We start from the raw sequence: 17,552 nt of genomic DNA on the forward strand, positions 1-17,552 counted from the left end.
AATACTTATAAAAAACGTCACTCCAATCCCATACAACCAAAACCGTTGCAAAACGGTTTTTTTATTTGTGAGGTTTTATGCCAACCAGTTACGAAACATTTGAATTTATAAGCGAACACCTGATTGAAACCCTATCAGTGAATGTACAAACCTTCCGCCACAAACATACCGGCGCGATGCATTATCATCTGGCGGCCGATGACGATCATAAAGTATTTATGGTCGCGTTGCGTACCGTGCCAGAAGATTCCACCGGGGTGGCGCATATTTTAGAACATACGGTGTTATGCGGTTCGGAGCGTTTTCCGGTGCGTGATCCGTTTTTTATGATGATTCGCCGCTCTATTAATACTTTTATGAACGCGTTTACCTCCAGCGATTGGACGGCGTATCCATTTGCGACCGAAAACGACAAGGATTATCAAAACCTGCTGCAAGTCTACATGGACGCGGTGTTTTTCCCCAATATAGACCCGTTGGATTTTGCCCAAGAAGGCCATCGTTTTGAATTTGAAACCCTAGCCGATGCTAACTCGCCTTTAACCTATAAAGGCGTGGTGTTTAATGAAATGAAAGGCGCGATGAGTTCGCCGGTTTCAACCCTGTGGCAGGTATTGACCGGCGAGTTGTATCCGACCTCAACCTATCATTACAACAGCGGCGGTGAGCCGGAAGCGATTCCGGATTTAACCCATCAGCAGTTGGTGGACTTTCATCGCACCCATTATCATCCGTCGAATGCGGTGTTTATGACCTATGGCAATCAAAATCCGGCGTCATTACAGGCAGATTTCGAAGCCTTGGCGTTAGCGCGTTTTGAACAACCGATTGAACCGATTTATGTCAAAACCGAGCAGCGTTTTAATACACCAAAAGTGATTGAACAAGCCTATGCGTTAGATGAAGAAGACGTGTCCAACAAAACCCATATCGTGATGGGTTGGTTATTGGGCTTAAATAAAAACCCGATGGACGTGCTAAAAGGCCATTTATTAGCCTCAGTGTTGCTGGATAACAGCGCGTCACCGTTGCGTTTTGTATTGGAACAAACCGAATTGGCGACCGCACCATCGCCGTTATGCGGCTTGGAAGATTCCAATAAAGAAATGGCGTTTGTGGTCGGTGTGCAAGGGTCTGAACCGGAACATGCGCAAGCGATAGAGGACTTAATTATCAATGAGTTACAACGTATTGTGCAAGAAGGTGTGGAACAATCGCAAGTCGAAGCCATGTTGCATCAATTGGAATTAAGTCAGCGTGAAGTCGGGGGCGATAGTTATCCGTATGGCTTGGAATTGATGTTGGCGGCGTTACCGGCGGCGTTACATCAAGGTGATCCGGTCGCGTTATTGGATGTGGATAAGGTATTACTGCAATTACAACAAGACGTGTCGCATCCGGACTTTATTCCCAAGTTGGTACAGGCCTGGTTGTTGGATAATCCGCATCGTGTGCGCTTAACCTTAAAGCCGGATACCGAGCTGAGTGCGCAACGTGAACAAGCTGAAAAAGCGAAATTGGCGCAGATTCAAGCTGGTTTAACCGATTCACAAAAGCAGGCAATTATCGAGCAAGCGGTGGCGTTGGAGCAACGCCAAGCGCAACAAGATGATCCGACTATTCTGCCGAAAGTCACCAAAGAGGATGTCACCCCGGAGATTATTCAGGTTCTGCCGAAGCAAACCCTTCTGCAAACGGGTGGCAAAGTGACGGCTTATGAGCGCGGCACCAATGGATTGGTGTATGAACAGTTAATTGTTGATATGCCCGATTTAACCGCGGAAGAACAAGCGTTAATGCCGTTGTTTAACAGTTGTTTAACCGAAGTCGGCAGCGGCGGGCGTGATTATCTTGATACTCAGTCCTTGCAAGCGGCGGTGACCGGCGGTGTTTCGGCGCGTTCTGCCGTACGTGCGGATTTAGCGGATAACACCGCGTATCACAGCCATTTTATGCTCACAGGCAAAGCGTTAAATCGTCATCATCAGGATTTAGCGATTTTGATGCAGCAAACCCTATTGACGCTGGATTTCAGCGAAACCGAACGCTTACGTGATTTGGTCGGTCAAATTCGTTCATCAATGGAACATCGTATTACTGGCTCCGGTCATAGTTTGGCGATGAGTGCGGCAACCCAGGCGTTTTCGCCGGTTGCACAATGGAATTTCCAACGTTCAGGTTTGGCGGGTATTCAGTTTATTAAACAACTCGATAAGTCGTTAGAAGATGAATCGGCTTTGCAGGCCTTTGCGCAACAATTAGCCGTTATTCGCGACAAAATTGCGCAAGCACCGAAACAAGCGTTATTGGTGGCGGATGAAACCGGCTACCACCAGGCCTGGTCGGGCATGAGTGCGTTATTGGATGAATGCTCCGGTACGCAAAACAGTCGTTTAACCTTGGCGCAACCGCAACCGCTAGCGATTAACCACCAGGCCTGGTTGACTTCAACCCAAGTCAATTTCTGTGCGCAAGCCTATCCGGCGGTGCTGTGGGGGCATGACGATGCACCGTTATTGTCGGTGATGAGCGCTTGTTTACGTAACGGCTTTTTGCACAGCGCGATTCGTGAAAAAGGCGGCGCCTATGGCGGCGGGGCGAGTTTCGATGCCGAAGCCGGTGCGTTGGTCATGTATTCCTATCGTGATCCGCGTTTGATGGATACCTTTGCCGATTTTGAACGCGCGTTGGATTGGTTAATGACTTCCGCCACCCAAGAGCAAGTGGACGAAGCGATTTTAAATATCGTCAGTGCGATGGACAAACCCGGTTCTCCGGCGGGTGAAGCCAAAAAAGCCTTTTATCAAGAGCTGTATGGTCGTGATCATGTCAAACGCACCGCCTATCGCCAAGCGGTTTTAAACGCGGATTTAGCACAAGTTCGTGCGGTGGGTGAACGGTATTTGCAAAGCCAAGCGACACGCGCGGTGTTAACCCAAGCTAGTCAATCGGACCAATTAACTGCGAATGGCTTTGAGTTAATTAAGTTGTAAAGAAACCAAAAATTGACGGGAGGGTGTCGATAAACCTCTTTCAGTGATTGAAAGAGGTTTGAAGTGAAGGGCGTAAAGATTAAGTTGACGCGGTGGTGTTGTAGCCGCCATCAACATAGGTGATTTCACCGGTGATGCCTGAGGCTAGGTCTGAACATAAGAAAGCACAAGTATTGCCGACTTCTTCAATGGTCACATTGCGGCGTAATGGGGTCGCCTGTGCTGCTTTGTCTAGCATTTGGCGGAAGTCTTTAATGCCAGATGCCGCTAGGGTACGAATCGGGCCGGCTGAAACCGCATTGACCCGGATACCGTCTTGGCCTAAATCGGCCGCCAAATAACGCACGGTTGCTTCAAGCGAGGCTTTGGCAATTCCCATGACATTGTAGTTAGGCACCGCACGTTCTGCACCTAAATAGGAAATGGTCATCACCGAGCCTTGGCGGGCTTTTAGCATTTCATAGCCGGCTTTGGTTAAAGCAGTCAGGCTGTAAGCACTGATGTCATGCGCAACTTTGAAGCCATTGCGGGTCGAGGCATCAATCATACGGCCTTCCAATTCTTCGCGCGGCGCAAAGGCGACCGAATGGACTAAAATATCCAAGCCTTCCGGCCAGTGATTTTTCAATTCAGCGAACACATCAGTGATTTGCTGATCATCCGCTACATCAAGCGGTAGCACAATGTTAGAACCTAATTCTTCTGCTACCTTTTCTACACGACTTTTCAGTTTTTCAGTTTGAAAGGTCAGTGCAATCTCTGCGCCTTGCTCATGCATTTGTTTTGCAATACCATAGGCGATGGATTTGTTATTCGCGACGCCCACAATTAAGGCGCGTTTGCCGGTTAAAAAGCCCATATTTTTCTCCATTTTGGCTAAATGTGACTCGTTAAAATGCCAACATTATAGCGTGAATCCTAAAGGTGAACCAAACAATGCAATTAACCAGGCCTGGTCAGTACTTCGCGTTTTTAGTCAAACCTTTTATTGTATTAGCTATCGCACTAGGTTTAGTGGCTTGTGCTGATCAATGGAATCGACCTTACACGGAAGAGGCGGTGGCATCAAATACTTTATTTACCGCCTTTTCAACACCGCCCAAACACCTTGATCCGGTGCGCGCTTATAGCTCAAATGAATGGCAAATTATCAGCCAAATTCTTGAGCCACCGTTGCAATATCATTATTTAAAACGTCCGTTCACGCTTGAACCCTTGACGCTGACTGAGATGCCCAAGGTGCGTTATTTTAATGCCGAGGGGGTTGGGGTCGAACAGGGTGCAACCGATCTGGCCTATTCTGAATTTACTTTAAATTTAAAACCGGGTATTCAATTTCAACCTCATCCGGCGTTTGCCCGAGATGAGCAGGGCGATTTTGTGTATTTGACGCTGAATGCGCGCAAAGCGGCGAATTTGCGTTCGCCGTTTGAATTGTCGCAGCTTGCCACGCGTGAACTCACCGCCGCCGACTATGCCTATGCGATTAAACGCATGGCGGTGCGACAAAACCATTCGCCGGTATTGGATACGATGATGGGTTATATTGTCGGTTTGCGTGAATTCAGTGAGCAGGTCAGTGCCGACCGCGCCGAGGTGGCGCGTGAGGCGTTTTTCGATTTGCGTCCTTACCAAATCCCAGGCGTGAAGGTGGTCAATGATCATCAATTACGTATTCAGATTGAAGGTGTTTATCCGCAATTTATGTATTGGCTGGCGATGAATTTCTTTGCGCCGATACCCTGGGAAGTGGAGCAGTTTTATGCACAACCAGGCCTGGTGGCACGCAATATTAACTTCAATACCTTTCCGGTCGGTACCGGGCCATTTTTCTTAGAAGAGAATAATCCTAATCTACGCATGCGTTTGGTGCGTAACCCGGTATTTCATGAACAGTTTTATCCTGACTCTGGTTTGACTTATTACATGCCAGATAGTTTATTGCGAGATGCCGGCAAGCGTTTGCCGCTGTTAGACCAGGTGGTCTATACCCTGGAAAAAGAAAGTGTGCCTTATTGGAATAAGTTTTTGCAAGGTTACTACGATGCCTCGGGTGTAAGTTCGGATAGTTTTGATCAGGCGGTGCAGGTGTCGGTTAGCGGTGAGTTGAACTTGACCGGTGAAATGGCAGAAAAGGGTATTCAAATGCGAACAGCAGTGGAACCGACGGTGTTTTATTTAGCGTTTAATATGCTCGATGAGGTGATTGGGGGCTATAGTAGTGACCGCCAAAAATTGCGCCAAGCGATTAGCATTGCAGTGAATTATGAAGAGTTTATTTCAATTTTTATGAATGAACGCGGTATGGCAGCGCAAGGGCCGATTCCACCGGGGATTTTTGGGCATATTGAAGGTGAGGAAGGCGTTAACCCTTATGTGCATGATTGGGTGAATGGCGAATATCAACGTAAATCATTGGCCACCGCGCGAGAGTTACTGGCGCAAGCGGGCTATCCGAATGGGTTGAATCCGGCCACCGGGCGCCCTTTGCAACTGCATTTTGATGCGGTCGCCACCGGGCCGGATGATCGTGCACGGATGGATTGGATGCGCAAACAGTTTGAAGAACTGGGCATCGAGTTGGTGATTCGTGCCACTGACTTTAATCGCTTTCAAGACAAGGTACGTAATGGCGATGCGCAGATTTTCTTTTGGGGTTGGGGCGCGGATTACCCGGATCCAGAAAACTTTTTATTCCTGCTTTACGGGCCAAATGGATCGGTCGCCACGGGCGGTGCCGGGATTAATTCAGCCAATTATGCTAATCCACAATTTGATCGCTTGTTTGAACAAATGCGCAATATGGAAAATAGCCCCGAACGTTTAGCGATTATTCAAGACATGTTGGAGATTGTGCGCCAAGATGCACCTTGGGTATTTGCTTTGCATCCGCGTTCGTTGGCGCTTTATCACAGTTGGTATCACAATGTCTGGCCGAATCGTTTAGCCAATAACAGTGTGAAATATTTGTCGGTTGATCCTGAACTTCGGCTGCAAAAACAAGCTGAATGGAATCGTCCGGTGGTCTGGCCTTTGTGGTTAGCAGGCCTGCTTATGATTGGTTTGTCGATTTGGGCGGTTAGCGCTTATCGTGCGCGTCAACAACAACGGATTCAGCCGCAATCGTCTAAAACGGGAGGGCGCAATTTATGATGGCGTATATTGTTCGTCGCTTGATTTATGCCATTCCGATTTTGATTGGCGTCAATTTTATTACCTTTGTATTGTTCTTTATGGTCAACACGCCGGATGACATGGCGCGCGCGCAACTGGGCGCCAAGCAAACCACACCGGAGCTGATTCAAAGCTGGAAGGCCGAACGCGGTTATGACAAGCCGTTGTTTTTTAATAGCGATGCACCAGGCCTGGTGAAGTTGAGCGATACCTTGTTTGTTGAGCAGTCGTTGAAGTTGTTTGTGTTTGACTTTGGCAAATCCGATGCCGGACGCGATATTGCTTCGGACATTAAAGAACGCATGTGGCCGAGTTTGGCGATTGCCTTGCCGACCTTTGCGATTGGCTTGATTACCACCATTACGCTGGCGTTGCTGATCGTGCTATTCCGTGCCACGGTGCTGGATACCGCCGCGATGGTGATTGCGGTGATGATTATGTCGATATCCGGCCTGTTTTATATTATTGCCGGGCAGGTGCTGTTTAGCAAAATCCTGCATTGGGTGCCGATATCCGGCTATGAACCCGGCTGGGCGAGTGTGAAGTTCTTGATTCTGCCGGTCTTGATTGGTGTGTTTGCCGGTTTAGGGGCGGGCACCCGTTGGTATCGCAGTATTTTCTTGGAAGAAATTAACCGCGATTATGTGCGCACCGCGCGCGCCAAAGGCTTGTCGGAAATCAGTGTGTTGTTTAAACACGTGTTGCGCAACGGTATGTTGCCGATTCTAACCGGCGTGGTGGTGGTGATTCCGAGCCTGTTTATGGGCAGCTTGATTATGGAATCCTTCTTTGGCATACCCGGTTTAGGCAGTTATACCATTGATGCGATTAACGCCCAGGATTTTGCGATTGTGAAAGCGATGGTGTTTTTCGGCGCGGTGCTCTATATCATCGGGCTGATTCTGACCGATATTTCCTATACCATTTTTGATCCAAGGGTGCGTTTATCATGATGTGGGTATGGCTTTGGACAGATATTATGGTGTGGGGGTTGGTGCTTGCACTCGGCGCTTGGGGCTGGACGATTTCGCGCTCGCCACAGGTTAAGGCGCAATGGCTGGCGATTTTTCGTTCCAAAATTGCGATGAGTTCAGCGATTATTTTGCTGTTTTATTTGTCAATTGCGCTGCTGGATTCACTGCATTTCCGTTTAGCCTTGCCGGATCAAACACCGGGACAGGAACGCCAATATGCCGGTCAAACCACCAGCGCCTTAGACTGGGTGTTTAATGAAATTCGCAGCCAAACCGAGCGCACCTACTCGGCGCCTTTTGCGCTCAAAGAGCATAGCACTTCCATTGTTAAAGACGAACAGGGGCGGGTACTGCAGCAGCATTTAGACCTAGTGCATGCCGGTGCGCATTTAGCGGATGCGTCACAGCGTGCCGCCGATATCACCCAAAAATCCGTGTTTGCTGTGGCGGTCGCCTTGGCGATAAGCGGGCTATTAATCAGTTTGCATTTAGTCTGGCGTGCGCGTGCCTTGGGACGTCGATTTGGCGAACAAGCAGGCCTGGTGTTAAAAGGCCAAGCGGATTTGCCCTGGCGCACGGGGTATCTGACTTTTACGCTGGGCTTGGTCATCTTGGCTTGGTTGTATTATTTGGGGCACTATTATCATGTGCTCGGCACCGACAAGGTCGGTGGTGATGTGCTCTATCAAAGTTTTAAAAGCGTGCGCACCGGCGTGTTAATTGGCGTGCTGACCACCTTGGTCATGTTGCCCTTGGCGTTGATACTTGGCATCAGTGCTGGGCTGTTTCGTGGTTGGGTGGATGATGTTATTCAATATGTCTACACCACGCTGAACTCGATTCCGGGGATTTTGTTAATTGCCGCCTCGGTGTTGGTGATGCAAACCATTATTACCAATAACCCGCAGTGGTTTGAAACCGCGACTGAACGGGCGGATTTCCGCTTGTTGGTACTGGTGCTGATTCTAGGCCTGACCTCCTGGACCAGTTTGTGTCGATTATTGCGCGCCGAAACCTTAAAAATCAGCCAAGTCGAATATGTCACCGCCGCGCGTGCTTTTGGTGTTAGCCGGTTCAAAATCATTGTGCGCCATATTCTGCCAAACGTGATGCACATTGTGCTGATTGCGGTGGTACTGGATTTCAGCGCGTTAGTGCTAGCGGAAGCGGTCTTGTCCTATGTGGGTGTGGGGGTTGACCCGACCATGCATAGCTGGGGCAATATGATCAACCAAGCGCGTTTAGAAATGGCGCGCGAACCGATGGTCTGGTGGTCGTTGTTTAGCGCGTTTGTGTTTATGTTCATCCTTGTGCTCGCCGCCAACCTCTTCTCCGACCGCGTCCAACGCGTGTTAGACCCGAAGAATAACGCATGATTAATAGCTTTGTAAGCTTGATACATACATTGTATGGTAATATTTATGTTTGAGTGGAATGAAGAAAAGAACAAGCTATTGAAGAAAGAGCGTGGAATAGGCTTTGAAGATATTGTAATGGCGATTGATGATGGTGGCATTTTGGATGTTTTAGATCACCCAGACCAATCACGCTATCCTGGTCAAAAAATTTATGTTGTTTCTGCGTTAGGTTATGTGTACATGGTGCCATATGTTCGCTCAGAACAGGCTATATTCTTAAAAACGATCATTCCAAGTCGTAAAGCTAAAAAACAATATTTAGGTGATTCAAATGTTTGATGAAGAAGAATTATCCATTCTGGAGGCGCTCGAGTCAGGGGCTTTAAAATCGTCGATTGACGCTGAGCAGGAAATTGCTTTAGCACGCCAAGCCGCTCGCGAGAATTTATCAAAATCCAAGAATATTACCCTGCGTTTAAATATGGCAGATGTGGTAGCTGTCAAACGCAAAGCTCAAGAAAGCGGTATTCCTTATCAAACCTTAATATCGGCATTGATTCATCAATATGCGGTTGGCAAGGTTCAGATTGAAGCTTAATTAAAGGGCATAAGATGGCTTGGTTTGCAGCACCGTTGATTGTAAAGGGTTTGGCTTGGGGCGCTGGGGTAGCGGCGAGTGTGTTGGCTGGTAAAAAAACCAAAGACTGGGTGAGCGAAAAGCTGGAGCAGAAAACTCGCGATAAAATGCAAGCGGAACTCAGTGCGCACGCCAGCGCCTATTTAACTCAGCTTGAGCAGGCCTGGCATCGTGCGTTTTGGCGTTATTTTGCTATTCAAAATGGGTTACTGTTTGTGGCATTGGGGTTGAGTTTTTGGCTAGGGAGTGGGCTGTTTTTTGTTGGCTTGGCGTTGGTGTTTGTTTGGAACGCTGTATTAGTCTATGGCTATAAATCGACATTAATCGCTTTTTGGCAGCATAAAAGCTTGCAGCGACTGCTGGCCGCGCGTTTAAACGAAGAGCTCACGCGCCATCTGCAAAACCTCTCGCACATTGAACAACGTTGGGTGGATTGGTTTATCGCCGAAAAACAGCAAGAAATATGTCAACAAACCGCCGAACACCTAGTGCCCAGAGTGCGTTTTGCGATGATTAACGTGGCGTTGATGTTAGTATTAAGTTTCGTGGTCTTCCGCCTAGCGGTCGTCCCTTTTGTTTAAAGAGGTTTAGTCATGCAAATTACCATTGATTTACCCGAACCATTAATAAAATTTGAATCCATTGCATCCATTCAAGCAGACATGAAGCTAAGCTATGCATTGTGGTTATTTAAGCAACAAAAAGTCACTTTATCTAAGGCGGCGGAACTAGCTGGCTTGGATATGTATAGTTTTATGAAACTTTGCCATCAAAATGATGTGCCTGTCATTAATATGACCCCAGAAGCATTGGATGCAGAGCTGGAAGGCTTGTAATGTTATTGATTGCTGATGCATCTGCACTGATCGCGTTAACGGCCTGTAAGCAATTGCCGCTATTAGAAAAACTCTTTGATAAAGTTGTTGTTTCATCGGTTGTTTATGATGAATTAACAGCAGACTTGTCAAAGCCGTTTGCAAAAGAGTTATCAGCTTACTTAATTGATAAGCGTATCGAACTTGATAGCCACAACATTATTCTGCTTGATGCTTATTCAGATGCGGGTGAAATTTCAAGCATGGTTTTATTTAAACAATTACAGGCTGATCGATTATTGATTGACGATGCTAGAGGAAGAAAAGTGGCAGCAGTGAATCAAATTCCCGTGATTGGTTCGATGGGCGTATTAGTGTTAGCTAAGCGTAAAGGTTTCATTCAGTCAGCATCCCAATCAATTGAATTAATGTTAGATGCAGGGATTTACATCCACCCTGATCTCGTTGCCCATGTTAAGCAACTTACAAACGAATAAAGGAAGTCAGTGTGAAAAAGCCGGTATTAGCGATTCAGAATTTAGTGGTCAAGGTCGGTGACTCGGCGCTAATTAATCGCATTAGCTTTCAGATTGATGCCGGCGAGATTTTTGCGCTGGTCGGCGAATCGGGCAGTGGCAAATCCTTAACGTCATTAGCCGTGATGCGCCTATTGCCGGAAGCCTTAACTATCGAAGCAGGGGATATTCAGCTGCATCAAACATCCCTGCTTAGCCTAACCGAAGCGCAAATGCAAAAAGTGCGCGGCAAATCGATTGCGATGATTTTCCAAGAACCGATGACCTCGCTTAATCCGGTGATGCGCGTCGGTGATCAGGTCGCCGAAGTCTTGCGGGTGCATTTAGGCTTGTCGTCCAAAGCCGCACAAGCCAAAGCGATAGAGCTGTTTGCCGAAGTCGGCATTCCTGAACCGGAACAACGCATCAACTGGTATCCGCATCAACTGTCCGGTGGGCAAAAACAACGGGTGATGATTGCAATGGCGCTGGCGTGTGAACCGGATTTATTGATTGCCGACGAACCGACCACCGCGTTGGATGTCACCATTCAAGCTCAAGTACTCAAACTGCTCAGAAAACTGCGTGACGAGCGCGGCCTGTCGATCTTATTTATCACCCACGATATGGGCGTGGTGGCGGAAATGGCTGACCGTGTTGCGGTGATGCAAAAAGGTCAGATTGTCGAAACCGCCGAAGTCGAGCACTTTATCAAAGCCCCGAGCCATCCTTATACCCAACAGCTGCTCGCCGATGCTTTGCCTCAACGCAATTACAAACCGGCGGCGGAACAGGCATCTTTGCTTGATTTAAAAGGCCTAAAAGTCCATTTTCCGATTAAAAAGGGCATATTGCAGCGCACCGTGGGGCATGTCAAAGCTGTGGATGGCGTGGATTTAACCATCCGACGCGGTGAAACCCTTGCCTTAGTAGGTGAGTCGGGCAGTGGCAAAAGCACCATCGGCCAAGCGATTCTGCGCTTGATTGACAGCACCGAAGGCGAAATCCGTTATCAAGACGTCAATCTCGCCCAACTCACCGAGCGCAAAATCAAACCGTTACGCAAAAAAATTCAAGTGATTTTCCAAGACCCCTATTCTGCGCTCAACCCGCGTATGACCATAGGCGAAATCATTCGCGAAGGCATGGTCAGTCTAAAAGTCGGTTCGCAAGACAAAACCGATCAAGAACGACGCATCGACGAACTACTGCAACAAGTCGGTCTATTGCCGGAACACAAACTGCGCTATCCGCACGAGTTTTCCGGTGGTCAACGCCAACGCATCGGCATCGCGCGCGCGTTAGCGGTAGAGCCGGAATTAATCATTTGCGACGAACCCACCAGCGCGTTAGATGTCACCGTGCGCGCGCAGGTGTTGGATTTGCTCAACCACCTGCAACAAACCTACAATTTATCTTTATTGTTTATTACCCACGACCTATCGATTATCCCGCGCATTGCGCATCGCGTCGCGGTGATGTCCGAAGGCAAAATCGTCGAACAGGGCGACGTGCAATCCATCCTCGAAAACCCACAACACACCTACACCCAAACCCTACTGGCGGCGGCACCGAGTTTTCATGATATGCGGCAGGGTGGTTAAACTTGAATGACAGTTCGCAGGTTTTTGACAATGCCACGGTTAATGATGTGTATTTTTAACAAACCCTAGCCATGATTAGACTCTTGAACCCGTTTAAACGCTTTTTGTACTGCTAACTTAACCTTCATCTGTATCTCGTCATATTCATCTGGGGTCATATAGAAACTCATATCAATGTCATGACGAATATACCGAGGCGGGATTAGGTTGAGAGCAATACAGCCCATATCAGCTAATTGTTCTTCATTAAGGCCTGATTTCAGATAGTTATCGGTAATTTCATTGATAACATGACGTTCGTAAAAGTTATGAATCGTATCAAATTGCATAGTGAGGTCCTTTTACTTAAGGTTAGAATCATACTTTTCGCATTCTAACCTAGTTGACCTTGAGTAGTGAATTAAATTATTTTGAAGCAGCATGGCAGCTAATTTAAGTTTTAGCAGAACTGAAGAGAACTGAAAGGACACCCATAATAGATTGACTCCTCCTTAGCGTTTTCCTATAGCGCGATTAAATTATCGGATTCGTTGGCGCAACAAGCCAAGTTGTATGCCGCTGTTAGCCATTGGTCTGTACCCAAGCAAATTGAGTATTGGCGTCGGATTGGCAAGTTAGCCGAAGAAAACCCTGATTTGCCTTTTAGCTTCATTCAAGAAACCCTTTTGGCACTGGAAGAAAGTAAAGACAGTGAGAATCTAACACCATACCAATTTGGCTAGAGATTATTAGGTGATATAAAGTTGGCGAGATTCTTATGATGTATCTGCATAACCAAGCCTCAACCCAATAAATGCTTCTCCCTAAATTTTAAACTTATGAATCCAGAAGACTTAAAAAAACTCGTTACCGTCACCATGCCTTATGGCAAATACAAGGGGCGAATTATTGCGGATTTGCCGGGACATTACCTGAATTGGTTTGCACGTGAGGGTTTTCCATCGGGTCATTTAGGGCAGTTATTGGCGCTCATGCATGAGCTGGATCACAATGGTTTGAAACACCTGCTTGATCCGTTAAGAGAATAAACTTCAAATTAGCACAACCAGGCCTGGTTGTTTTTATCTGTTCTAGTGCTCACTTGTTTGGATTTCCGTCTAAGTCAACTCGATAAAACGTTATAGCGTTATGGTGCTATAATCTTGTCATGTTCTAAGCCTGTTTTGTAAGAGGATTTTAATGATGAGTCAGTTATCCAAGCGTTCTACCGTGTATTTTGATCCGGCGATTCATACCGCTCTTAAAATGCGTGCGGCACAAACCCAGGTTTCTGTGTCTGAGTTAGTCGATGAGGCTTTGAGATTATTAATGCGCGAAGATCAGGAAGATTTAGCGACTTATGCGGAACGGGTCTCTGAGCCGACGATGAGTTATGAAGCCTTGCTAAATGATTTAAAGCAGCATGGCAAAATATAAGCTTGAGTTTAAACAGTCGGTTGCTAAGGATTTGCGCTCGGTTCCCAATGCCGATGTTAGGCGCATTCTTAATCGCATCGAACAACTGGCTGAAAACCCGCGTGCCGAAGGTTGTATAAAGTTAACCGGACAAGATGTTTATCGAGTTCGAGTCGGTTTATATCGGATTTTGTACCAAATAATAGACGAGGTTTTAGTCATTGATGTGATTAAAGTCGGGCACCGTTCTAGTGTCTACAAAACACATTAAATCGAACCAGGCCTGGTGATTACACGGTTTAAATTGGGTTTAGATGTCATGAATAGGCAAATCGATATCTCATTCATCAGAGATACACAATCATTTGTAAAGTTGGGCAGGATGCGATTGTTTTGCTTGATATTTTTAAATGGCTACTACGCTAATTAAAGCGACATAGTATTGCAGCGTGAAATCATAGAGTTGTGTTATGATTTTTTAGTCGTTTTGTTTATGGAAGGGGCAAATATGGATATTAAACACATTGCAGAGCAGGCTTTTCAATTGCCTGAGGCCGCCCGTGAATTATTGGCTGAAGCTCTAGTAGAAAGTTTAGATCACGATGATTCCTTTGAATTGTCTGATGAATGGAAGGCTGAAATTGAAAAGCGATGTGCTGAAGTCGATCAAGGACTTACCAAGTTAATTCCGGCGGAAGAGGCCATCAAAAAATTACGTGCTCGTTATAAATGATATTGGATTTTCATCCTAAGGCTTTGGCTGACATTGAGCAGGCAGAACTTTACTATTATGAAAAGCTTTCAGGCCTTGGGGGGAGGTTTATTAATGACCTTGAAGAAGCGTTGGGTCGAATTCAATCTCAGCCTTTGATCTACAGAATGGTAATGCCATCTATTCGAAAATGTCGATTCAAACATTTTCCTTATGCATTGTTGTATCGAGTTCAGGAGTAAAAGATTCAAGTTATGGCTGTGATTCATTTGCGTAAAGATCCGAGCAGTTGGCTGCCAGGCGTTCATGAGCCTTCGGCTCGATATATGATTTCAGAAAAACGCTAATTAATATGGAATTGCGTTTAGTTCGACAGATTGCGGATATAGATCGCCAGGCCTGGAATGGGTTGGTAACGGATAATAATCCGTTTTTGCGCCATGAGTTTTTGCAGGCGTTGGAAGACCATCAATGCGTGAGTGCGGAATTTGGTTGGTATCCGCAGCATGTCGGTTTGTATGACCAAGGGCGTTTAATCGCCGCGATGCCGTTATATGCGAAAACCAATTCCTATGGCGAATTTGTGTTTGACCAGGCCTGGTCGCAGGCGTGGCAGTCGGTGGGGTTGCCGTATTTTCCGAAATGGGTCAGTTCTATTCCCTATGCACCGGTGACCGGTTCGCGGTTTTTAATCGCCTCTGATCAGAATACGGATCAGATCCGGCAGCTCTTAATGAGTCATCTTCAAAAGCTGGCGTATGAGCACAATATTAGCGGCTGGCATATTTTATTTGCCGAACAGGAGGGTGAACGCAGCGACCAGGCCTGGTTAAATCGGCAGAAGGATTGGTTAATTCGTCACGATTGTCATTTCCACTGGTTTAACCGAAATTACCAGACCTTTGATGATTTCCTAGCTGAACTCAAACAGAAAAAACGTAAAAATATCAATCAAGAACGCCGTAAAGTTGAAGCAGCGGGCGTCACCTTAAAACGTCTAAATGGTCACACCGCAACCGAGCAAGATTGGCAGGATTTTGCCTATTTTTATCAAAAAACCTTTCACGAAAAATACAGTGTGGCGACCTTAAACAAAAGCTTTTTCCAAGCGGTAGCGCAGGCGTTACCGGATCAAGTGCTGTTGGTGATGGCGCAGCGTGATGGCAAGAACATCGGGGGTTCGTTGATGTTTCACAGCGACACGACTTTGTTTGGTCGCCATTGGGGGTGTATTGAAGAGGTCGATTCGCTGCATTTTGAAGCCTGTTATTATCAGGGGATTGAGTTTGCGATCGAGCAGGGATTGCAGAAATTTGAGCCCGGCGCAGGCGGTGAACATAAAATCGCGCGGGGATTTGAACCGGTTAAAACCCAATCAGCGCATTGGCTGACACAAAATCCGTTTGAGCAGGGCATTGCTGGGTTTTTAGCTGACGAAAAACGAATGATTGCGGATTATTATCTAGACTGTCTAGCCCACAGTCCTTATCAGTCAGTTACTCCATAGAGCGCAATAACAAACGCCCCGCATTTTATTAATACGGGGCGTTGTTATTATTCCGTTCTGCTTAAAAATTAAGCGCGCTTGCGGAACTCACCGGTGCGTGAATCGATTTCGATTTTTTCGCCGATTTCGATAAAGGCCGCTACCTGTAATTCGTAGCCAGAGGTTAAGCGAGCAACCTTCATGACTTTACCAGAAGTGTCACCACGCGCAGCGGGTTCAGTGTAAGCCACTTCACGCACAATAATGGTTGGCATTTCAATAGAAATCGGCTTGCCTTCATAGAAGGTCACTTCGCACTGATCTTCCATGCCGTCTTCAATGAAGTTGATGGCATCACCTAAGTTGTCTTTTTCAATTTCATATTGGTTGTATTCTTCGTCCATAAAAACATACAACGGATCAGCAAAGTAGCTGTAAGTACAAGGTTTTTTCTCTAGAATAACCTGATCAAACTTGTCATCTGCTTTATAAACTTGCTCGGTGGCACTGCCATTAAGCAAGTTTTTCATTTTCATTTTAACAACAGCCGCGTTACGACCTGACTTGTTAAACTCGGTTTTTAGAATGACCATCGGGTCATTACCGATCATAATTACGTTACCTACGCGAAACTCTTGTGCCGTTTTCATCAAATCAATCCTAAATCAATGGTAATAAAAAAATTTAGCGCATTATACCTTGCTTTTTACAAACTTGACTAGATTCGTGCTCAATTCTCCAAGTTTTTCCAACTGTTGTTGCCAGTTTTTAGCCTGTTGTTGCCATGCTGACCAGTGTTGAATCAGCATCAACCAGGCCTGCTGATCCAATTTTTGCCGGTTCCATGCTTGTTGCCAGTGGCTGATGGTATGGGCTAGCTCATGCGGAATCCCTGCTTGATAAGCATTATTAAATGCCTGGAGCTTATCCCAGTGTGCGCCATCATCGGTTGGATAAATATGCCAAATAAAGGGTTTGGCAGCCCATTGTGCGCGCACAAAGGATTCTTCACCGCGCACAAAATTGAGGTCGGCTTGCCATAAAAGATGGTCATAATCGGCTTGTGACATAAAAGGTAAGCGGTAAAGGCTAAGTTGCCCTTGCTGCCAGCAGGCCTGCTTAGCAAGGCTGAGTTGAATAGCGGCGCTGAGTCCACCCAGGGTACGGCCTTCGGGAATAAGTAAACTGACCGATTGATACCCTACAGGTAAAGGTATTTCTTTTTCAATTAATAGATTAACTAAATCTTGTAGTGCTTTGTTTTCATAAGAAAAAACTGATATTTTAAAGTTATTGTCGGCACGTTTTAATCTGTCAGTGTTTTGAGCAAGCCGTTGCGCATAATCGGCTTCACGCATTAAGCCGCCGGTTCCGGGTAACATGCCAGGAAAGAAAAAAGTTTTATCCAGACCGCAGGCCTGCTTAGAGGGGCGTAAGTGAAAATCGACGGCCCAGGGTTCTGCCGTCAGGTACTCTAAATTGATCCAAATCGGGCGCTGGGTTGCGGGTAACGCCCGCATGGCATCGAGATAGGGACTTGGTAACTCGCAACCAAAGGTTTCAATCACCACCTCGGCGGGTTGCGTTTGCTCAAAATCCTTTTGCCAGTGCCTGACTTCAATACCTTGACAGTGTTGTTGCGACACATCGGGCTGATAAAGTGGCTCCATGGCAGCAAGTGCTTGAGGTTGGTCGAGCCACAAGCGCACCTGTTGCTGGTGGTCATGGTGCAACAGTTTGGCAAGACGCCAGCTGACGCCAATATCGCCATAATTATCGATGACGCGACAAAATATATCCCAGTATTTATGCATGATTGGTTTGGGTAGCTACTAATAATAAATTGCTTGTTATTGTAACGATTTTTACAGTGCATGCTGCTACTGGCT

21 protein-coding genes are annotated in these 17,552 nt (G+C 46.6%); 17 read left to right on the plus strand and 4 right to left on the minus strand.

The genetic code is table 11. The features are described from left to right. The first annotated feature begins 77 nt into the window (after positions 1 to 77). Positions 78 to 2,993 (plus strand): insulinase family protein, encoded by a 2,916-nt coding sequence (locus THIAE_RS04530; RefSeq protein ID WP_006459028.1) that lies wholly within the window; start codon positions 78 to 80, stop codon positions 2,991 to 2,993. A gap of 79 nt (positions 2,994 to 3,072) precedes the next feature. On the opposite strand, the gene THIAE_RS04535 is transcribed toward THIAE_RS04530, so the two are convergent. Next, positions 3,073 to 3,852 carry an enoyl-ACP reductase FabI gene (locus THIAE_RS04535; protein WP_006459027.1) on the minus strand — a complete coding sequence of 260 codons (780 nt, stop codon included), beginning with the start codon at positions 3,850 to 3,852 and terminating at the stop codon, positions 3,073 to 3,075. Positions 3,853 to 3,929: 77 nt separating this feature from the next. Here THIAE_RS04535 and THIAE_RS04540 point away from each other — a divergent pair, with 77 nt between their 5' ends. Genes THIAE_RS04540 through THIAE_RS04580 form a run of 9 tightly spaced genes read left to right on the plus strand, consistent with a single transcriptional unit; the run spans position 3,930 to position 12,070 of the window. Then, a complete protein-coding gene (locus THIAE_RS04540) occupies positions 3,930 to 6,146 on the plus strand; it encodes an ABC transporter substrate-binding protein (protein WP_006459026.1) in 2,217 nt (738 codons plus the stop codon). Beyond that, a complete protein-coding gene (locus tag THIAE_RS04545; RefSeq protein WP_006459025.1) occupies positions 6,143 to 7,120 on the plus strand; it encodes an ABC transporter permease in 978 nt (325 codons plus the stop codon). The genes THIAE_RS04540 and THIAE_RS04545 overlap by 4 nt, the downstream gene beginning before the upstream one ends. Further along, entirely contained in the window at positions 7,117 to 8,517 is a 1,401-nt protein-coding gene (locus THIAE_RS04550) for an ABC transporter permease (protein WP_006459024.1), read from the plus strand. Before THIAE_RS04545 ends, THIAE_RS04550 begins: the two co-directional genes overlap by 4 nt. A gap of 45 nt (positions 8,518 to 8,562) precedes the next feature. Continuing rightward, positions 8,563 to 8,838, plus strand: a complete 276-nt coding sequence (locus tag THIAE_RS04555; RefSeq protein WP_006459023.1) for a BrnT family toxin — start codon at positions 8,563 to 8,565, stop codon at positions 8,836 to 8,838. Beyond that, positions 8,831 to 9,097: a hypothetical protein gene (locus tag THIAE_RS04560; protein ID WP_006459022.1), complete on the plus strand. Its 267-nt coding sequence runs from the start codon at positions 8,831 to 8,833 to the stop codon at positions 9,095 to 9,097. The genes THIAE_RS04555 and THIAE_RS04560 overlap by 8 nt, the downstream gene beginning before the upstream one ends. Positions 9,098 to 9,111: 14 nt before the next feature. Next, positions 9,112 to 9,717 carry a hypothetical protein gene (locus tag THIAE_RS04565; RefSeq protein ID WP_006459021.1) on the plus strand — a complete coding sequence of 202 codons (606 nt, stop codon included), beginning with the start codon at positions 9,112 to 9,114 and terminating at the stop codon, positions 9,715 to 9,717. 12 nt (positions 9,718 to 9,729) lie between these two features. After that, the gene (locus tag THIAE_RS04570; protein WP_006459020.1) at positions 9,730 to 9,972 is read left to right on the plus strand and encodes a UPF0175 family protein; all 243 of its coding nucleotides are present in this window, start codon (positions 9,730 to 9,732) and stop codon (positions 9,970 to 9,972) included. Further along, entirely contained in the window at positions 9,972 to 10,448 is a 477-nt protein-coding gene (locus tag THIAE_RS04575) for a DUF3368 domain-containing protein (protein ID WP_006459019.1), read from the plus strand. Before THIAE_RS04570 ends, THIAE_RS04575 begins: the two co-directional genes overlap by 1 nt. A gap of 11 nt (positions 10,449 to 10,459) precedes the next feature. Next, complete coding sequence (locus THIAE_RS04580) at positions 10,460 to 12,070, plus strand: ABC transporter ATP-binding protein (RefSeq protein ID WP_006459018.1); 1,611 nt, start codon at positions 10,460 to 10,462, stop codon at positions 12,068 to 12,070. A 65-nt stretch (positions 12,071 to 12,135) separates the two neighbouring features. Here the strand turns inward: THIAE_RS04580 and THIAE_RS04585 are convergent, their stop codons facing one another. Beyond that, complete coding sequence (locus tag THIAE_RS04585; RefSeq protein WP_006459017.1) at positions 12,136 to 12,399, minus strand: late competence development ComFB family protein; 264 nt, start codon at positions 12,397 to 12,399, stop codon at positions 12,136 to 12,138. A gap of 183 nt (positions 12,400 to 12,582) precedes the next feature. Here THIAE_RS04585 and THIAE_RS04590 point away from each other — a divergent pair, with 183 nt between their 5' ends. The 7 genes from THIAE_RS04590 to THIAE_RS04620 all read left to right on the plus strand — a co-directional run bounded on the left by THIAE_RS04590 (position 12,583) and on the right by THIAE_RS04620 (position 15,684). Continuing rightward, positions 12,583 to 12,792: a TA system antitoxin ParD family protein gene (locus THIAE_RS04590; protein WP_084332760.1), complete on the plus strand. Its 210-nt coding sequence runs from the start codon at positions 12,583 to 12,585 to the stop codon at positions 12,790 to 12,792. Positions 12,793 to 12,888: 96 nt separating this feature from the next. Continuing rightward, positions 12,889 to 13,098: a DUF3820 family protein gene (locus THIAE_RS04595; protein ID WP_006459016.1), complete on the plus strand. Its 210-nt coding sequence runs from the start codon at positions 12,889 to 12,891 to the stop codon at positions 13,096 to 13,098. Between the two features lie 151 nt (positions 13,099 to 13,249). After that, on the plus strand, positions 13,250 to 13,486 hold the full coding sequence (locus THIAE_RS04600; protein WP_006459015.1) for a ribbon-helix-helix domain-containing protein: 237 nt from the start codon (positions 13,250 to 13,252) through the stop codon (positions 13,484 to 13,486). Beyond that, a complete protein-coding gene (locus tag THIAE_RS04605) occupies positions 13,473 to 13,736 on the plus strand; it encodes a type II toxin-antitoxin system RelE family toxin (RefSeq protein ID WP_006459014.1) in 264 nt (87 codons plus the stop codon). Before THIAE_RS04600 ends, THIAE_RS04605 begins: the two co-directional genes overlap by 14 nt. 237 nt (positions 13,737 to 13,973) lie before the next feature. Beyond that, positions 13,974 to 14,198: an addiction module protein gene (locus THIAE_RS04610; protein ID WP_006459013.1), complete on the plus strand. Its 225-nt coding sequence runs from the start codon at positions 13,974 to 13,976 to the stop codon at positions 14,196 to 14,198. Next, complete coding sequence (locus tag THIAE_RS11000) at positions 14,195 to 14,419, plus strand: type II toxin-antitoxin system RelE/ParE family toxin (RefSeq protein WP_006459012.1); 225 nt, start codon at positions 14,195 to 14,197, stop codon at positions 14,417 to 14,419. The genes THIAE_RS04610 and THIAE_RS11000 overlap by 4 nt, the downstream gene beginning before the upstream one ends. A gap of 110 nt (positions 14,420 to 14,529) precedes the next feature. Further along, positions 14,530 to 15,684 carry a GNAT family N-acetyltransferase gene (locus THIAE_RS04620; protein WP_006459011.1) on the plus strand — a complete coding sequence of 385 codons (1,155 nt, stop codon included), beginning with the start codon at positions 14,530 to 14,532 and terminating at the stop codon, positions 15,682 to 15,684. A gap of 68 nt (positions 15,685 to 15,752) precedes the next feature. On the opposite strand, the gene efp is transcribed toward THIAE_RS04620, so the two are convergent. Together efp and earP are read right to left on the minus strand one after the other, a co-directional pair. Continuing rightward, entirely contained in the window at positions 15,753 to 16,313 is a 561-nt protein-coding gene (gene efp, locus THIAE_RS04625; RefSeq protein WP_006459010.1) for an elongation factor P, read from the minus strand. A 42-nt stretch (positions 16,314 to 16,355) separates the two neighbouring features. Next, on the minus strand, positions 16,356 to 17,477 hold the full coding sequence (gene earP / locus THIAE_RS04630; protein WP_006459009.1) for an elongation factor P maturation arginine rhamnosyltransferase EarP: 1,122 nt from the start codon (positions 17,475 to 17,477) through the stop codon (positions 16,356 to 16,358). Positions 17,478 to 17,552: the final 75 nt, after the last annotated feature.

Origin of the sequence: Thiomicrospira aerophila AL3 (assembly GCF_000227665.2) — a bacterium.
GTDB lineage: Bacteria > Pseudomonadota > Gammaproteobacteria > Thiomicrospirales > Thiomicrospiraceae > Thiomicrospira > Thiomicrospira aerophila.

Excerpts from the sequence above, each read along its gene's own strand:
- THIAE_RS04530 (WP_006459028.1), top strand. The coding sequence starts at position 78 with ATGCCAACCAGTTACGAAACATTTGAATTTATAAGCGAACACCTGATT.
- THIAE_RS04535 (WP_006459027.1), bottom strand. The coding sequence starts at position 3,852 with ATGGGCTTTTTAACCGGCAAACGCGCCTTAATTGTGGGCGTCGCGAAT.
- THIAE_RS04540 (WP_006459026.1), top strand. The coding sequence starts at position 3,930 with ATGCAATTAACCAGGCCTGGTCAGTACTTCGCGTTTTTAGTCAAACCT.
- THIAE_RS04545 (WP_006459025.1), top strand. The coding sequence starts at position 6,143 with ATGATGGCGTATATTGTTCGTCGCTTGATTTATGCCATTCCGATTTTG.
- THIAE_RS04550 (WP_006459024.1), top strand. The coding sequence starts at position 7,117 with ATGATGTGGGTATGGCTTTGGACAGATATTATGGTGTGGGGGTTGGTG.
- THIAE_RS04555 (WP_006459023.1), top strand. The coding sequence starts at position 8,563 with ATGTTTGAGTGGAATGAAGAAAAGAACAAGCTATTGAAGAAAGAGCGT.
- THIAE_RS04560 (WP_006459022.1), top strand. The coding sequence starts at position 8,831 with ATGTTTGATGAAGAAGAATTATCCATTCTGGAGGCGCTCGAGTCAGGG.
- THIAE_RS04565 (WP_006459021.1), top strand. The coding sequence starts at position 9,112 with ATGGCTTGGTTTGCAGCACCGTTGATTGTAAAGGGTTTGGCTTGGGGC.
- THIAE_RS04570 (WP_006459020.1), top strand. The coding sequence starts at position 9,730 with ATGCAAATTACCATTGATTTACCCGAACCATTAATAAAATTTGAATCC.
- THIAE_RS04575 (WP_006459019.1), top strand. The coding sequence starts at position 9,972 with ATGTTATTGATTGCTGATGCATCTGCACTGATCGCGTTAACGGCCTGT.
- THIAE_RS04585 (WP_006459017.1), bottom strand. The coding sequence starts at position 12,399 with ATGCAATTTGATACGATTCATAACTTTTACGAACGTCATGTTATCAAT.
- THIAE_RS04595 (WP_006459016.1), top strand. The coding sequence starts at position 12,889 with ATGAATCCAGAAGACTTAAAAAAACTCGTTACCGTCACCATGCCTTAT.
- THIAE_RS04600 (WP_006459015.1), top strand. The coding sequence starts at position 13,250 with ATGATGAGTCAGTTATCCAAGCGTTCTACCGTGTATTTTGATCCGGCG.
- THIAE_RS04605 (WP_006459014.1), top strand. The coding sequence starts at position 13,473 with ATGGCAAAATATAAGCTTGAGTTTAAACAGTCGGTTGCTAAGGATTTG.
- THIAE_RS04610 (WP_006459013.1), top strand. The coding sequence starts at position 13,974 with ATGGATATTAAACACATTGCAGAGCAGGCTTTTCAATTGCCTGAGGCC.
- THIAE_RS11000 (WP_006459012.1), top strand. The coding sequence starts at position 14,195 with ATGATATTGGATTTTCATCCTAAGGCTTTGGCTGACATTGAGCAGGCA.
- THIAE_RS04620 (WP_006459011.1), top strand. The coding sequence starts at position 14,530 with ATGGAATTGCGTTTAGTTCGACAGATTGCGGATATAGATCGCCAGGCC.
- efp (WP_006459010.1), bottom strand. The coding sequence starts at position 16,313 with ATGAAAACGGCACAAGAGTTTCGCGTAGGTAACGTAATTATGATCGGT.
- earP (WP_006459009.1), bottom strand. The coding sequence starts at position 17,477 with ATGCATAAATACTGGGATATATTTTGTCGCGTCATCGATAATTATGGC.